This is a genomic window from Kitasatospora azatica KCTC 9699 (assembly GCF_000744785.1).
Taxonomy (GTDB): Bacteria; Actinomycetota; Actinomycetes; order Streptomycetales; family Streptomycetaceae; genus Kitasatospora; species Kitasatospora azatica.
In genome coordinates this window covers 2,193,270-2,208,200 of sequence record NZ_JQMO01000003.1, presented here as the reverse complement: position 1 = coordinate 2,208,200, position 14,931 = coordinate 2,193,270, and the positions used below count along the sequence as shown (strand labels likewise).

Sequence of the window (14,931 nt, the reverse complement as noted above, 5' to 3'; positions counted from 1 at the left end):
CCTCTTGATCCGCCGTCAGCAGGTGGTGCTTTTCGGCGTCGGGGTCACGGCGTCAGGGTGAGCTTGTTCCTGGTCGCCTGGTCCACCGCGCTGCTGGACCAGGCCCAGGGCAGCAGCTTGCCCTGTCGCCACAGGTCGGTCTGGTCGTCGTAGTTGTCGTGGAACGCGTGCCCGGACTCGCCGCCCACGTTGATCCAGTGCGAGGCGTTGAAGTCGCTCAGGTCGACCACCATCCGCATCGACGGGATCCAGTCCACGTCGTAGCCGGCCGCCGCCGTCCAGCCGGTGGCGTCGACCGCCGCCGAGCCGCCGGACATCTGGTACGGCCCGCGGTTGAGCAGTCGGTGCACCACCCCGGAGGCGATCGAGGAGGTGTCGACGCCGAGCGTCTGCTCCTTGAGGTTCAGCGGGTGCAGCCGGCCCCAGCTCCAGGTGGAGATGTCCTTGCCGAGGTGGGCGGTGAGGTCCTGGCGGGCGTCCTTCATCGCCTCCTTCAGCAGGTTGTCCAGGCCGTGCTGCTGCAGGTGGTTGGAGTCGATGTAGTCCCACCACGGGCTGGTCGGGTTGCCCAGCTGCTGGCGGACCACCTCCATCCAGCGGTCGCCGCCGTCCGGCTGGGCCTGGCTGGGCTTGCGGCTGCCGCACTGGGTGACGATCTTGGTCTCGCCACCGACCGTGCCGTCCGGCTGGTTGACGTCCACCTTCTGCTGGACCAGCAGGCAGTCGCCCTGGGCCCGCAGTGAGGCCGGGAGCTTCTGTCCGAAGGCCAGGACCAGCAGCTGGCGCCAGACGCCGTTGTAGTAGGCGGCGGCGGCCGAGTCGGCGTCCTGGTTGTAGTTCCAGTCCTTCAGCAGGTCCTGGGCCTGGCGCACGTACGGGTCGCTGATCTGCTCCTTGAGCAGCAGCGGGACCAGGGTCTTGGCCAGCACGCTGGTGTTGTCCAGCTGCATCGACTGCATGTCGTCGGGCGAGATCTTGCCGCCCTTGCCGAGCCGGGCGTTGATCTGGTCGGTGATCTCCTTGGCCCGGGTGCCGTACTCCCAGTCCTTGGTCAGCAGCGGCTTGTAGGAGGGGTCGACCACGGCCTGGTTGGCGGTGACGATGTAGCCGGCCGGCGGGTTGAGGGCCCACGGCAGGGTCTTGAAGTCGAGGTACGTCTTGCGCCAGTTGTAGGCGCTGTCCCAGCCCGGCGCCGGGGTGGTGCCGTCGCCCTTGCCGCGGACCGGGATGTTGCCCGGGGCCTGGTAGCCGATGTTGCCCTTGGTGTCGGCGTAGATCAGGTTCTGCGCGGGGACCGCGAAGTGGCTCGCGGCGCTGCGGAAGCCGGCCCAGTCGGTGGCCCGGTCGATCTCGAAGACGGCGTCCATGGTCCTGCCGGGGTCCAGCGCGGTCCACTTGAGCGCCACGCCGTAGCCGCTGGTGCCGCGGTCGGGGGCGACGTTGCCGACCGGCGCGTAGGTGCCGACCTTCTGCTGCTCGGTGCTCTGGTCGGAGATCAGCGGGCCGTTGTTGGTGGTCCGCACGGTGATCACGCGGTCGCTGCCGCCGGCCACCTTGATGGTCTCCTTGCGGGTCTGGAACTGCACGTCCTTGCCGTCGACCAGGTAGGTGTCCGGGCCGGCGACCTTCTCCAGGTAGAGGTCGGTCACGTCGGCGCCGAGGTTGGTGAAGCCCCAGGTGATCGACTGGTTGTGGCCGATCACCAGGCCCGGCAGGCCCGCGAAGGTGAAGCCGGACAGGTCGTACGGGCAGGCCGTGCCGACGGTGCGGCAGTGCAGGCCCATCTGGTACCAGACGTTGGGCAGGCCGGGGCCCAGGTGCGGGTCGTTGGCCAGCAGCGGCTTGTTGGTGGTGGTGTGCTCGCCGGAGACCACCCAGGAGTTGGAGCCGATGCCCTGGCCCTGCGGGCCGAGCAGCTGCGGCAGGGCCGCCATCTTGGCGGAGATGTCCTGCAGGCCCCGGGTGACCGCCGCGCCCTGCTGGGTGGGGCTGCCGCTGTTGGCCGCGGCCGCGGCCGGCGGCTTGTAGCTGCCGTCGGTGCCGACCGTGCCGGTCTGCACGATGGTGCCGTTGCGGTCGTACGGGTAGTCCGGGTAGAGCTGGTTGATCTGGTCCGGGGAGAAGGCCTGACTCAGCAGCGAGCGGTCGATCTCCTCCTGCAGGTTGCCGGAGAGGTTCCAGGCCATCGCCTTCAGCCAGGCCACCGAGTCGACCGGGGTCCACTGCTCGGGCTTGTAGCCGCTGTTGACGGTGCCGAGCAGCGCGTACTCCAGCGCGGCGGAGCGGCCGCCGGGGTGCTGCGCCAGCCAGGCGTTGACGCCGTCCGCGTAGGCCTGCAGGTTCTTCTTGGTCTCCGGGCTGAGCTGGGTGTCGTACTCCTGCTGGGCGACGTCGCGCCAGCCCATGGTGCGGATGAACGCGTCGGTGTCGACCTGGCTCGATCCGAACATCTCGGAGAGCCGGCCGGCGGTGATGTGCCGGCGGACGTCCATCTCCCAGAACCGGTCCTGGGCCTGCACGTAGCCCTGTGCCTTGAACAGGTCCTCGGGCGTGTCGGCGTAGATCTGCGGGATGCCCTGGGCGTCCCGCTTGACGTCCACCGCGGCGCTCAGGCCGGCGACCCTGACGCTCCCGCTGAGCTGCGGGAACGAGGCGCGCACCGTGTCCACCGCGTACCAACTGCCGGCCGCGACCGAGGCCACCAGGAGCACGACCAGCACAAGCACGATCAGACGGGCGCGCCGGAACTTCTTCGAGCGGGGCATCTGGGTCCTAGCGGCAGGGAGCGGGGCAACGTCACATCAGCTGGGCGGCCGTGACCGCTCACCACATTAGGACGACTCAGGTGGCGCGGTTGCACGGGGGACGCCCACGGTGGAACCACAGGGACCCTACCGGGCGCGGCTGAGGGGTCGGCTCGGGCGGTACGCGGAATTCACTACTTCAAAGATCAGGTAAAATGTTAGTCTGGGTAACGATCCATCGACTGACCCCGTGTCACTTCGCCCACCCCCGCCACAGTGACCCCTCCCGTGCCGCCCGCCCTTACCGCCCGCGACCCCGAGGTGCCCCTGCGTGAATGTCGCCCACCTGAACACCTTCCTGCTCGAATGCTCCGTGATCCTGCTGGTCGCGGTGGTCGCGGTGCGGCTCTCGACCCGCTCCGGCCTGCCCAGCCTGCTGCTCTACCTGGGGATCGGGGTGGCACTCGGCCAGAACGGACTCGGCGTCACCTTCAACAACGCCGAGCTCACCCAGGTGCTCGGCTACGCCGCACTGGTGGTGATCCTGGCCGAGGGCGGCCTCAAGACCAACTCGCGCGAACTCAGACCGGTCCTGCCCGCCGCCTCGGTGCTGGCCACCTTCGGGGTCGGGATCAGCGTCTTCGTCACCGCCGCCGGGGCGCACTACCTGGTCGGCCTCGACTGGCGGGAGTCGCTGCTGCTGGGCGCCGTGGTCTCCTCCACCGACGCCGCCGCCGTCTTCTCGGTGCTGCGCACCGTGCCGCTGCCGGCCCGACTGAACGGCCTGCTCGAGGCCGAGTCCGGCTTCAACGACGCGCCCGTGGTGATCCTGGTGGTCGCCTTCGCCACCACCGGACCGTTCGACTCCTGGTACGTCCTGGTCGGCACGATCATCGCCGAGCTGGCGATCGGCGCCGCCGTGGGCCTGTCGGTCGGCCGGATCGGCGCCTTCGGCCTGCGGCACGTGGCGCTGCCCTCCTCCGGCCTGTACCCCATCGCCGTGCTGGCCCTGACCGTGCTCTCCTACGCCGGCGGTGCGCTGCTGCACGGCTCCGGGTTCCTGGCCGTCTACATCTGCGCGGTGCTGCTCGGCAACGCCAAACTGCCGCACGGTCCGGCGGTCCGCGGCTTCGCCGACGGGCTGGCCTGGATCGGGCAGATCGGCATGTTCGTGCTGCTCGGCCTGCTCTGCACGCCCGCCACCATGGGCTCGGCGGTCTGGCCGGCGATCGTGATCGGCACGGTGCTGGTGCTGCTGGCCCGGCCGCTGTCGGTGGTGATCACTCTCACCCCGTTCCGGCTGCCCTGGCGCGAACAGGCGCTGCTCAGCTGGGCCGGGCTGCGCGGGGCGGTGCCGATCGTGCTGGCCACCATCCCGCTGGTGGCCGACGTGCCGCACGCCCAGGACGTCTTCAACATCGTCTTCATCCTGGTGGTCGTCTTCACCCTGCTGCAGGGCCCCACGCTGCCCTGGCTGGCCAGGCAGCTGCGGATCTCCGAGGGCGCGATCGGCCAGGACCTGGGCATCGAGTCGGCGCCGCTGGAGCACCTGCACGGGCACCTGCTCTCGGTCTCGCTGGCGCCCGGCTCGAAGATGTCCGGCGTCGAGGTCGGCGAGCTGCGGCTGCCGGCCGGGGCGGCGGTGACCCTGGTGGTCCGCGAGGGCAGCAGCTTCGTGCCGGACAAGGCGACCGTGCTGCGGGCCGGGGACGAGCTGCTGGTGGTCACTACCGAGGCGGTCGGCGAGGCCGCCGAGAAGCGGCTGCGGGCCGTGGACAAGGGCGGAAAGCTGGCGAGCTGGCTGAACGGAAGGTGAATGGTGGCGCCATACCGTAGAATTAAAGGTGGTACTCACCAGTGCCCCTGTAGTATGGCTTCATACACACCCGCAACATCTGCCTGAAGCAGAGTTGGCGCGACCGCTCGGCGGCCGCGGTCCGCTTTTCTGGTCTCCCGCTTCCGCCACAGCCAGCCGGACCCGGTATCAACCCCGGTCGACGCGCGAGAGGACGACTCTCGGCGCCGTCGGGGACCACCCGCACCCCGGCGTCGCTACCAGGCAGCAGGAAGAACCAACCGTGACGGCCCGCCGAACGGTCGACAACGTCGCTGTAGCCCCTGCCCGAGTCGGCTACACCTCACTCCTGCGCACCCCCGGTGCGTGGACGTTCCTGCTCCCGGCCTTCGTGGCCCGGCTCCCCTTCGCGATGCTCAGCCTGGGCATCGTGCTGCTGGTCTTCGACACCCGCGGCTCCTACGGCACGGCCGGCTCCGTCGCGGCGGTCTCCGCCGTGGCCCAGGCGCTGGTCGGACCGCAGACCGGACGGCTGGCCGACCGCTTCGGCCAGCCCGCCGTGCTGGTACCGACCGTGCTGGTGCACGCCGTCGCGGTCGGCACGCTGATCGCGCTCGCGCTGGGCCACGCGCCGGTCTGGACGCTCTTCCTGGCCGCCGCGGCCGCCGGGGCCAGCGTGCCGCAGATCGGCGCCATGGTCCGGGCCCGCTGGGTCGGCAAGCTGTCGGCCCGGCCCGCGCACCTCAACACCGCGTTCGCCTTCGAGTCGGTGACCGACGAGTTCACCTTCGTGATCGGCCCGGTGCTGGCCACCGCCATCGCCACCGGCCTGGCGCCGGCGGCCGGACTGGTCACCGAGGCCTCGCTGACCCTGCTGGGCGGCCTGGTCTTCGCCACCCAGCGCCGCACCGCACCGGCCCGCCACCCGCACGTGCCCGGCGCCCGCCGGGTCTCCGCCCTGGCCTCCCCCGGCGTGCGACTGCTGGCCGGCTCCTTCCTGGGCGTCGGCACCGTCTTCGGGGCCATGCAGGTCTCGGTCACCGCCTTCGCCAAGGCCCAGGGGCAGCCCGAGGTCAACGGCATCGTCTACGGCATCTTCGCCGGCGGCTCGATGCTGGCCGGGGCGCTGTACGGGATGGTCGCCTGGCGGCGCTCGGCCCGGCAGCGGATGCTGGCCAGCTACGCGCTGCTGGTGCTCGGCTGCTCGACGCTCTGGGCGATGCCCAACCTGACCGCGCTGGCCGTGGCCGGACTGGTCTGCGGCCTGGCCATCGCGCCGACCCTGATCACCGGCTACACGCTGGTCGAGACACTGGTCGCGGACGGCGCCAAGACCGAGGCGTTCACCTGGCTGACCGGGGCGATCGGGCTCGGCCTGGCGATCGGCTCGACCGTCGCCGGGCAGCTGATCGACGCCGGCGGGCCGCGCACCGGGTTCCTGGTGCCGGTCGCCGGGGCCGGGCTCGGACTGGTGGCGCTGGTCACGTTGCGACGGCTGCTGGTGGCTTCCGGCGCGCCGGGCCGTACCGTTGCCAGGAGCGGGAGCGTTGCTCCGGCCGGTGGGAACGCTGCGGTCAGCGGGAACGCTGCGCCGGTGATCAGTGGGAACTCTGCGCCGGTGAGCAGGAACGCTGCGCCGGTGAATGGCAGCGCGGCTCCGGTGCTGGTGGCTGCGGCCGCCGCGGAGTGACTCGCCGTTGTAGGCCCCTTCGGCCGCCTCGTTACTGGCCAAGCTGGACTGATCCAGCGGAATGCCGCATCATGGACCGTCGTTAGCACTCACTAGCCGAGAGTGCCAGGAGGAAGACAAGTGCCCACGTACCAGTACCAGTGCACCGAGTGCGGCAGCGGCCTTGAGGTGGTGCAGAAGTTCACCGACGAGGCTCTGACCGTCTGCCCGAACTGCCAGGGCCGCCTGCGCAAGGTCTTCTCCGCGGTGGGTGTGGTCTTCAAGGGGTCCGGCTTCTACCGGACGGACAGCCGCTCCTCCTCGAGCAGCTCGGTGGGGTCCTCGTCGTCCTCGTCCGGCTCGGCTTCTTCGGGTGCGTCGTCCTCCTCCGGGGACTCTTCCTCGTCCTCGACCTCCTCGGCGTCATCCTCTCCTTCCTCCTCGTCCTCGTCGGCGGCTTCGGCCGGCTGATCCGGGCACTGCCGAAGGCCCCCTGGGAATTCCCAGGGGGCCTTCGTGCTTGTGTGCTCTCTCGCGCTTGCCTGCTCTTTTGGGCTTGTGTGCCTTTTCGCCTGCGGGTTTTCCACAGCCCCGGGGTTGTCCACAGGCTCTGGACGAGTTCGGCCGTGCTGGGGCGTTCGGCAGGACTCTTGGGCCATGACCGAATCGCTCAGCCCCAGGCACCCCGTCCACCAGCCCGCGCCGCCCGTTCCGGCCGCGCTGCCGCCCGGCCGATCCGTCCCCGAGTTCCGCCCGATCCGGCGGGGCGGGGGTGGCCGGCATCGGCTGCGGCAGGCGGTGCGCCACCGACCCGGCGCGGTGGTGACGGGCTTGGTCGCCGCCGCCACCGCCGCGCTGGCCGGCGGGCCACTGCCGCTCGCCGCACTGACAGTCCGTCAGCCGCTGAACGCCGCTACCTCAGCCGACTGCCGTTCGATTCACCCGTGACCGGGCTCGCGTCACCCGTAGTTCAGTCGCCGTGGTGCGGGGGGCGCTGGTCCAGGTACCAGTCCAGGGTGCGGCGGGAGGAAGACTCACCCCAGGCGGCATCCGTGTCGTCGCTGGTCTGCTGGGCGAAGGGATCGGTGAAGACGAGCTTGGCGGCCGGGACGGGCGCCTGCTCGGGGTCGGGTGTGGGCTGGTCCGTCATGTGTCCAGGGTAGGACGGCGGCCGGGGGCCGGGCGAAGACGCCCGACCCCCGGCCCAGAGCTCAGAACTCAGAGCCCACAGCTCAGCCTCAGCGTTCAGTGTTCGAACTCAGCCGAGGGAGGCCTTCAGGAAGTTCGCACCGTTGTAGGAACCCCAGCCGGTGACCTTGTCGTAGCCGGTCCCGGCGCTGTACGCGCCGTTGCTGCCGGACTTCACGTCGTGGAAGGCGGTGGAGTAGGAGCTGGAGGATGCCAGCGAGTAGATCCGACTGTTGGCGTAGCCGAAGCCGGGCTTGCCCTTGGCCTTGGCCTCGCTGTTGTAGACGGCCGCGAACGCCGCCCAGTTCGGGGCCGCCGCGCTGGTGCCGCCGAACTCGTACCAGGCGCCCTGGGTGTAGATCGCCCAGCCGCTGGCCGGGTCGGCGACCGCCGAGACGTCCGGCACCGAGCGCTTGGTGCCGCTGTTCACCGGCTTCTGGTAGGCCGGGGTGGCGAAGGTCGAGGAAACTCCGCCGCCACTGCCCGACCAGGCGGCCTCCTTGCTGTAGGCCCCCGAGGACAGGGTCAGCGAGGTGCCACCGGTGCCGGTGACGTACGGGTCGGCGGCCGGGAAGTCGACGGACTTGCCGCCGTTGCCGGCATCGTCCGAGCCGCTGTCGCCCGAGGCGGCGAAGACGGACTGCCCCTGGGCGGCCGCCTCCTTGAGGTCGGTGTCGACCGCGGTCCGGTTGCTCGCGGTCTCACCGGCCTCGTAGATGCCCCAGCTGATCGAGATCACCGGGACGTTGTCGCTGACCAGCTTCGCGTAGATCGCGGTCTCCCCGGCGTCGCTGTTCGGCGCCTCGTAGACCTTGATCGCCGCACCCGGCGCCAGCGCCTGCACCACCTCGATGTCCAGCTCCACCTCGTCCTCGCCGGACAGGTCGGTGGTGCCGCCGCCCGCGCTGACCACGGTCGGGGTGCTGGGGGTGAGGCCGAAGTACTTGTCGTAGGCGGTCACGTTGGACTGCTTGAACGCCGAGAACTCCAGCAGCGCGACCGTGCTGCCGGAGCCGTTGTAGCCCGCGCCGATCGTGGAGGTGAGGTTGTAGGCGGAGCGCGCGTTGGTCGGGTTGAGACCGGTCGGCGCCTTGGCTGCGGTGTGCGGCGCGGCGGCGTTGAAGTGGCGGTACTTCGCGTAGTCGGTCAGCCCGGAGACGTCGGTGACCACTGAGGCGATCTCGGCGGGCAGCACCGGAGCCGTGGTGTTGGCGAAGAAGCTGTGCCCGTCCTGGCTGTCCCGGTAGGTGGCCAGGGTGATACCGAACGCCTTGCGCAGCTGCGCCGCGGTGCCGCTCGCCTGCACCGTCAGCCGGTTCGCGGTCACCTCGCCGACCTGCAGCCCCTGGGCCGCGAGGTAGCCGGTCACCTTGGCCACCGTCTGCTGGTCGGCACCGAACCGATCGGCGAACTGGTCCACCGTCAGGTAGTGCTGGTACGAGGGCGAGGCCGGGTCGGTCACCTGGGCCAGGAACGCGTCCAGCCCGGCCGGGTCCCGCTGCGCCAGGCTGACCGCCACGGATATCCGCTGGTCGGCCGCGACCTCGCCGGTCCGCGTCGAGTTGCTGACGGCCGCCACCACATCTCCGCGCACCTCCACCTGCGGAGCGGCGAACGCGGGCGTGGCGGCAAGAGCGATGATCGGCAGGGGTGCTGCGAGCAGCCCGATGACAGGCCTGAAACGGGACTTCACAGGAGTCCTCCTGGGGCGTGGAGCGAACGGCCGTGCGGGCCAACGGTGTTGGTGATTCGCATTGGCGGTCGGCGACCTGGGGTCGGATGACTCCACGGTAGGTTTGTCGATCCACCGTCAAAAGAGGGGTTTCCCCTGCGGTCCGTGTGTCACGGCGGTGTCGTCGAATGTCGCCGGGTGGCTCAGGGTGACGCGGGGCGTCGTGAAGTGGCGTCGGCTGTCGGGGGATTGGCGCCGGGTGTCGGGGGGCGCTGAAGGTAGCGCTAGCTGTAGGTGGTCAGCGCGCGGGCCAGGGCGGCGCGGGAGCGGACGCCGAGTTTGCGGTAGACCCGGGAGAGGGTGCCCTCCACGGTCTTGACGCTGACGAAGAGGGCGGCCGCCACCTCGCGGTTGGTCGCACCGTCGGCGGCGAGGCCGGCGACGCATTGCTCACTGGCCGTCAGCAGCGCACCGTCCGCACCGGGGACGGCGATCGCCTGGTCCAGCCGGTCCAGCTCGCGTTCGGTCCGGGCGAGCAGTGGCTGCGCGCCCCGGGCGGCGCAGAGTTCGCGGGCTTCCTGCAGTGCGGCACGGGCGCCGGGGCGGTGGCGGAGTCGGCGCTCGACCGAGCCGAGGGCGATCAGGGTACGGGCCAGTTCGAGCGGGAGGTGGTCCGCACGCTGCTGGTCGGCGGCGGAGTGCAGCAGCGCGACTGCCTCGCGTCCGTTGCCCAGGCCGCCTTGGGCCAGGCCCTGGGCCCGTTGCAGCGCGGTCCGGGCGGCGGGCGCGGCCGCCAGGTCCGGTGCCTGCCACCGTCCGGTGATCCGCGCCGCCTGTCGCAGCACCTCGGCGGCGGCAGCGTGCTCGCCCAGGCCGACCAGTCCCTCGGCCAGCAGCGCCAGGGCGCGGACCGTGTCGGGGTCGGCCGCACCGGACTCCTCGGCCAGGCGCCTCACCTCCTGCAGGTCCTCCACGCCGGTCGCCGTGGTCACCGCCTCACCCAGCAGCAGCGCAGCCTCGCCCGCCACGGCCAGCGCCCTCGCCCGCAGCCACCGAGCGGCCACCGCGCCCCAGCCGGCCGCCGCCCGCAGCGCGAACTCCCGGGCCCGCTCGGCGCTGCCGCCGGTCAGCTCGGCGAGGGCTGTCGCCATCAGGGCGGGCAGGTGGGTGGGAGTGGCCCAGGCGCCGGCCAGCGGTTCACCGCGCGCGGCCAGGAGTTCGGCCAGCCGGTGCGACTCGGCCAGCGCTGCTGGACCGTCACCGGAGTGGCCGTGGGCGAAGGTGCTGAGGATGAGCGCGGGGAGGGAGGGGCCGGGATTGGGGGGCGTTGGGGAGCAGGAGGGCGGCTCGGGGTGGGACGTGCGCGGTTCCTGGCAGCCGGTGGCCAGGTCCATGAGGAGCAGCCAGTCCGGGGATACGGTCCGCGCCGCGCCGGCGCGGTCGAGCAGTTCGCGGGCTGCAGCCGGCTCGCCGAGCGCGAGTCTGGCGGCCGCGAGGACCGTGCAAGCCCTGCGAGCGGCGGAGGTCGCGCAGGTTTCGGGGGCTGTGCGGGCAGCGGGGAGCGTTCGGGCCTCGGCGACTGTACGGGCCTCGAGGGTGCCGGCGGCGGTCGCGGTGGCGGTGGCGACGGCGTGGTCGGCCTCGGCGTGGGCGTGGGCGAGGCGCCCTGCGAAGAGGTGGCGGGCGGCTGACCACGCGGACAGCGCCCGGTCCTCGGCGAGCAGCGACTCGTATCCCGCCAGCGCCTGACCGGCCGCGCGCAGGATCACCACTCGGGCCCGGGTTCGCAGCCGACCCGAACCGCCGTCAGCGAGTGCCTGTGCGGCGAGCGCTCGCGCCTCTTCCCAGCGTCCGACCGCCGCCGCGTACTCGGCAGCGGCCATCAGGGTTGGAAGGGCAGCTTCCCGCCCGTGCCCGTCGGCCTCCTGACGTACCGCCAGCAGCGCGATCGTCGCCAGCTCGTACGCCTCCTCGTCCCGCCCCCGGGCGCCGGCTCGTGCCGCGCCCGCCAGCAGCTCCGCGCCCAGCTCGGCTCCCGTCGCCCCGCCCAGGACCGCCAGCCGAGCCTGCTCCGCCGGGTCCGCCGCCACTCGGGACAGCGCTTCCCCGGCGGCCAGCAGCTCCACCGGCGAGGCCTCCGCCAGCAGCACCGCCCGCACCAGGGGCTCTCGGAACCGGAGTTCGCCCCTGCCGGCTTCCAGCACCCCCGCGCGCAGCGCCCGGTCCAGCAGGGCAGCCGCTCCCCCGCCGAGTGCCGCGTCCAACTCCCGTACCGAGGGCCGCGCCGCGACGGCGGCCAGTAGCAGGGAAGTCCGCTCGCCCGCCGCGTAGCCGGCCAACCGGTCGCGCACCGTTTCCCGGACGCCGGGCGGAACCTGGCGCGGCCCGGTCGGACCCCAGCGGAAGCCGGCTCGCGCCAACTCCACCGCCACTCGCGGATTCCCACCCGCGACCCGCTGCACGTCCCGAAGCCCCGCACTGAACACCGAACCGTGCGCCGAACCGGGCACCGAGCTGGGCACCGAGCTGGGCACCGAGCTGGGCACCGAGCTGGGCACCGAGCTGGGCACCCAACCGGGCAACGGCCCCGAGCGGGCGACCAGTTCCGCCAGCGCCGTCGCCGCCAGCCCGCCCACGGTGAGCTCCGCGCCCCCGGGCCAGCCGGTGGGCCGCTCCCCTTCCCGTGCCGTGGCCAGTACCCGCAGCCGCTCCCCCACGGCCCGCCGCAGCGCGAACCGCAACGCTTCCGCCGTGGGTGTGTCCAGCCAGTGCACCCCGTCCAGCAGCACCAGCACCCGCGCCGAGCCCGCGACTTCGCGCAGTAGCTCCAGCACCCCGACCCGCAGCGCCAATTGGTCCACCGGCGCCTCCGGCCGTCGGCCGAGCAGCAGCGCCGCCCGCAGCGCCTCGCGCGGTGCCTCGGCCAGCCCGTTCAGCAGCGTGTCCAACTGTCCGGCCGGCAGGCAGTAGAGCAGGTCACCGAGGCCGACGAACGGGAGCTCGCGCTCCTCCTCGACCGGTTCGCAGCGCAACACGGTCCAGCCGTCCGCCGCCGCCTGGGCGGCCAGTTCGGCGGCCAGTGTCGTCAGTCCGATCCCGGCCGGTCCGCTGAGCAGTGCAGCCGAGCGGTTCGTCAGCGCGGCGCGGGCCGCCCGCAGGTCCTCGTCCCGTCCGAGCAGCGGCACTGCCGAGCTCCCTCCCCCGTACCAGTGCGGCCCGCGCCAAGTCCGCCAGCCATGGACCTGACATCAAATCAGACCGGCCCGACCGGCGGAATCGCTCGCTCACGAATCACAGGGAGTTCACAGGCCCTTGACCGGAGTTGATCTCCGCAGGGCGGTATCGGAGTTGGCCGGCGGAGTTGCTCTGCGGCGGGCAGCAGAAAGCCCGGGCCCGCCGCAGCGGTACCCGGGCCCCCGCAGGTGTCACGCGGCCTCGAACCCCGCGTGCCCCGCGATCTTCTTCAGTTCGGCCAGCGCGTGCTTCTCGATCTGCCGGATCCGCTCACGAGTCAGCCCGTGCTGCTTGCCGACCTCGGTCAGGGTGCGCTCGCGGCCGTCCTCCATCCCGTACCGGGAGCGGATGATCGATGCGGTGCGGTCGTCCAGGCGGCCGATCAAGTCGTCCAGCTCCTCGCGGCGCAGCATGACCATCACGGCGTCCTCCGGCGAGACGGCGCCGGTGTCCTCGACCAGGTCGCCGAACTGGGTCTCGCCCTCGTCGTCCACCGCCATGTTGAGGCTGACCGGGTCACGCGCCCAGTCCAGGACGTCCTTCACCCGGGCCTCGGTGGTGTCCAGTTCGGCGGCCACCTCGGCGGGGTCGGCCTCGCGGCCCAGCTCCTTGGACTTCTCGCGCTGGACCCGCCGGATCCGGCCGAGCTCCTCCACCAGGTGGACGGGCAGCCGGATGGTGCGGGACTGGTCGGCGATCGAGCGGGTGATCGCCTGACGGATCCACCAGGTCGCGTAGGTCGAGAACTTGAAGCCCTTGGCGTAGTCGAACTTCTCGACGGCGCGGACCAGGCCGGCGTTGCCCTCCTGGATCAGGTCGAGCAGGGGCAGGCCGCTGCGCGGGTAGCGGCGGGCCACGGCCACGACCAGCCGCAGGTTGGAACGGATGAAGACGTCCTTGGCCCGCTCGGCGTCGGCGGCTATCGCCTCCAACTCCTCGCGGGTGGCGCCCTCGGGCAGCGGGGCCCCGGCGTCGTCGGCCTCCTCCAGCAGGTGCTGGGCGTAGACGCCGGCTTCGATGCGCAGCGACAGCTCAACCTCCTCGGCGGCATCGAGGAGGGGAGTCCTGGCGATCTCGTCGAGGTACATGCCGACCAGGTCGCGGTCGGCCTCGAGGTTGGTCGGGCGGGCCGTACGAGTCCGGTCGGCCCTGTCGCGAACGACGGCACGGGTGGCCATGCTTGCTCCCTTGCTGGTGATGCCCGGGTCGGGGCTCGCCGGTCTGGTCGGAACGAGTCCCCGGCCTCGGCAAACGGGCCGAAGCGGCGACACGCCTCCTTGCGGTGCGGGACCCCGGGGGCCTCGCACGTAACAATCCAACGAGCAGAAACCGGACAACATTCCCAAGTCGCTCAGATTCTTCGGGCGATGCAGTATCCTGCCAACTTTCACCCGGACTTTGGACGGTCTGCGACCGCTTGTGTACACGGCGTGCACCGGTCAAACGAGATGTCCGCACAGCGCGCTCGCGGTGTCCGCGTCATCAGCTCAACGCCCCGCGAGTCGCGATTGATCCCCGCATCACGTCCGCACAAAAGATGCCAAATCGCGATCGCTCACCCATCGGATCGAATCACCCGCCTGGGAAGGTGACAGCCATGCACCTGACCAGTACCCCCGACCACCGCGTCCTGGACCGGCGGCAGCCGCTGCACACCCGGCTGCCGCGCTACGCGGTGATCGCCCTGGCGGCGCTGGTCGCACTCGGGGTGCTGCTGGGCCTGCTGGAGAACGACTGGGCCCCATTGGCCGGCTGGGACCACGGCTGGGCCGAGGGCCTGCACGACTTCGCCCGCCGGCACCCCGCCTTCACCGCCTCGATGCAGACCACCACCATGCTCGGCGGCCCGCTGGTCATGCGCAGTCTGCTGGCCCTGGCCGCCGGCTGGCTCTGGGCGATCGGCGCCCGCACCCTGGCCGGCTGGACCGCCGCCCAGGCACTGGTGGGCTGGGGCGTCCAGTGGGCGGTGAAGGCCGCCGTGGACCGCCCCCGGCCCAGCTGGCCGGATCCGGTCGCCCACGCCACCGACCCGGCCTTCCCCTCCGGCCACGCGATGGCCGCCGCGATCACCGCCGCCACCCTGGTGGCACTGGTCTGGCCGCGGGCCGACCGGCCGGTGCGGATCGTCTGCTGCACGCTGGCCGGGCTGAGCACGGTGCTGGTCGGCTTCACCCGACTCGCGCTCGGCGTGCACTGGCCCAGCGACGTGCTGGGTGGCTGGATCCTCGCGGTCGCGGTGCTCGGCGGCACGACGGTGGCGGTGGAGCTGTGGCGGCCCGGCGCGCTCTCCCGGGACGTCCGACGGGTGAACTGGCGAACCAGACCACGGGTGCAGAGCGTCCTGGCTCCTGTCGTGCCGTTCCCGGAACTGCCGGACCTCGAGCAGGAGGAGGAACGGGAAGACGAGCAGGAGGATGGGTACCGGCAGGACCAGGCAGCTGACGATCAGTGAGATAGCTCACACGGGTGGTTCGGCAGCCGGCGGCCGGCAGTCGCTCCCGCTCCCGTGCGGGCGGCGAACTGCGCGGCAGGCCGCGCCTTTCCGGGCATCCCACCTGCCCCGATTGGCACCGGTTCGCCCGTCGGAGATCACCACCAGATGGCACAGGACTCCCCACCAAGTGCCCGA

Annotated in this window: 10 protein-coding genes; 5 read left to right on the top strand and 5 right to left on the bottom strand. The window is 71.8% G+C overall.

Annotated elements, in window-relative coordinates:
• Window positions 1-44 precede the first annotated feature (44 nt).
• Complete coding sequence (locus BR98_RS20460; protein WP_035846660.1) at window positions 45-2,765, bottom strand: penicillin acylase family protein; 2,721 nt, start codon at window positions 2,763-2,765, stop codon at window positions 45-47.
• Between the two features lie 310 nt (window positions 2,766-3,075).
• On the opposite strand from BR98_RS20460, the gene BR98_RS20455 reads away from it, so the two are divergent.
• From BR98_RS20455 to BR98_RS20440, 4 genes are all read left to right on the top strand, one after another.
• Complete coding sequence (locus tag BR98_RS20455) at window positions 3,076-4,560, top strand: potassium/proton antiporter (RefSeq protein WP_035846658.1); 1,485 nt, start codon at window positions 3,076-3,078, stop codon at window positions 4,558-4,560.
• A 262-nt stretch (window positions 4,561-4,822) separates the two neighbouring features.
• The gene (locus tag BR98_RS20450; RefSeq protein WP_083976769.1) at window positions 4,823-6,229 is read left to right on the top strand and encodes an MFS transporter; all 1,407 of its coding nucleotides are present in this window, start codon (window positions 4,823-4,825) and stop codon (window positions 6,227-6,229) included.
• Between the two features lie 120 nt (window positions 6,230-6,349).
• A complete protein-coding gene (locus tag BR98_RS38175; protein ID WP_083976767.1) occupies window positions 6,350-6,679 on the top strand; it encodes an FmdB family zinc ribbon protein in 330 nt (109 codons plus the stop codon).
• Window positions 6,680-6,865: 186 nt separating this feature from the next.
• Window positions 6,866-7,156 carry a hypothetical protein gene (locus BR98_RS20440; protein WP_035846654.1) on the top strand — a complete coding sequence of 97 codons (291 nt, stop codon included), beginning with the start codon at window positions 6,866-6,868 and terminating at the stop codon, window positions 7,154-7,156.
• A gap of 22 nt (window positions 7,157-7,178) precedes the next feature.
• Here BR98_RS20440 and BR98_RS20435 read toward each other — a convergent pair whose 3' ends face one another.
• From BR98_RS20435 to BR98_RS20420, 4 genes are all read right to left on the bottom strand, one after another.
• Window positions 7,179-7,358, bottom strand: coding sequence for a hypothetical protein (locus BR98_RS20435; RefSeq protein ID WP_035846652.1), 180 nt, complete (start codon window positions 7,356-7,358; stop codon window positions 7,179-7,181).
• A gap of 108 nt (window positions 7,359-7,466) precedes the next feature.
• Window positions 7,467-9,089: a S53 family peptidase gene (locus BR98_RS20430; RefSeq protein WP_035846650.1), complete on the bottom strand. Its 1,623-nt coding sequence runs from the start codon at window positions 9,087-9,089 to the stop codon at window positions 7,467-7,469.
• A gap of 263 nt (window positions 9,090-9,352) precedes the next feature.
• Window positions 9,353-12,253 (bottom strand): helix-turn-helix transcriptional regulator, encoded by a 2,901-nt coding sequence (locus BR98_RS42065; protein ID WP_051969975.1) that lies wholly within the window; start codon window positions 12,251-12,253, stop codon window positions 9,353-9,355.
• A 240-nt stretch (window positions 12,254-12,493) separates the two neighbouring features.
• On the bottom strand, window positions 12,494-13,480 hold the full coding sequence (locus BR98_RS20420) for a sigma-70 family RNA polymerase sigma factor (protein ID WP_035846647.1): 987 nt from the start codon (window positions 13,478-13,480) through the stop codon (window positions 12,494-12,496).
• A gap of 419 nt (window positions 13,481-13,899) precedes the next feature.
• On the opposite strand from BR98_RS20420, the gene BR98_RS20415 reads away from it, so the two are divergent.
• A complete protein-coding gene (locus BR98_RS20415) occupies window positions 13,900-14,754 on the top strand; it encodes a phosphatase PAP2 family protein (protein WP_051969974.1) in 855 nt (284 codons plus the stop codon).
• Window positions 14,755-14,931: the final 177 nt, after the last annotated feature.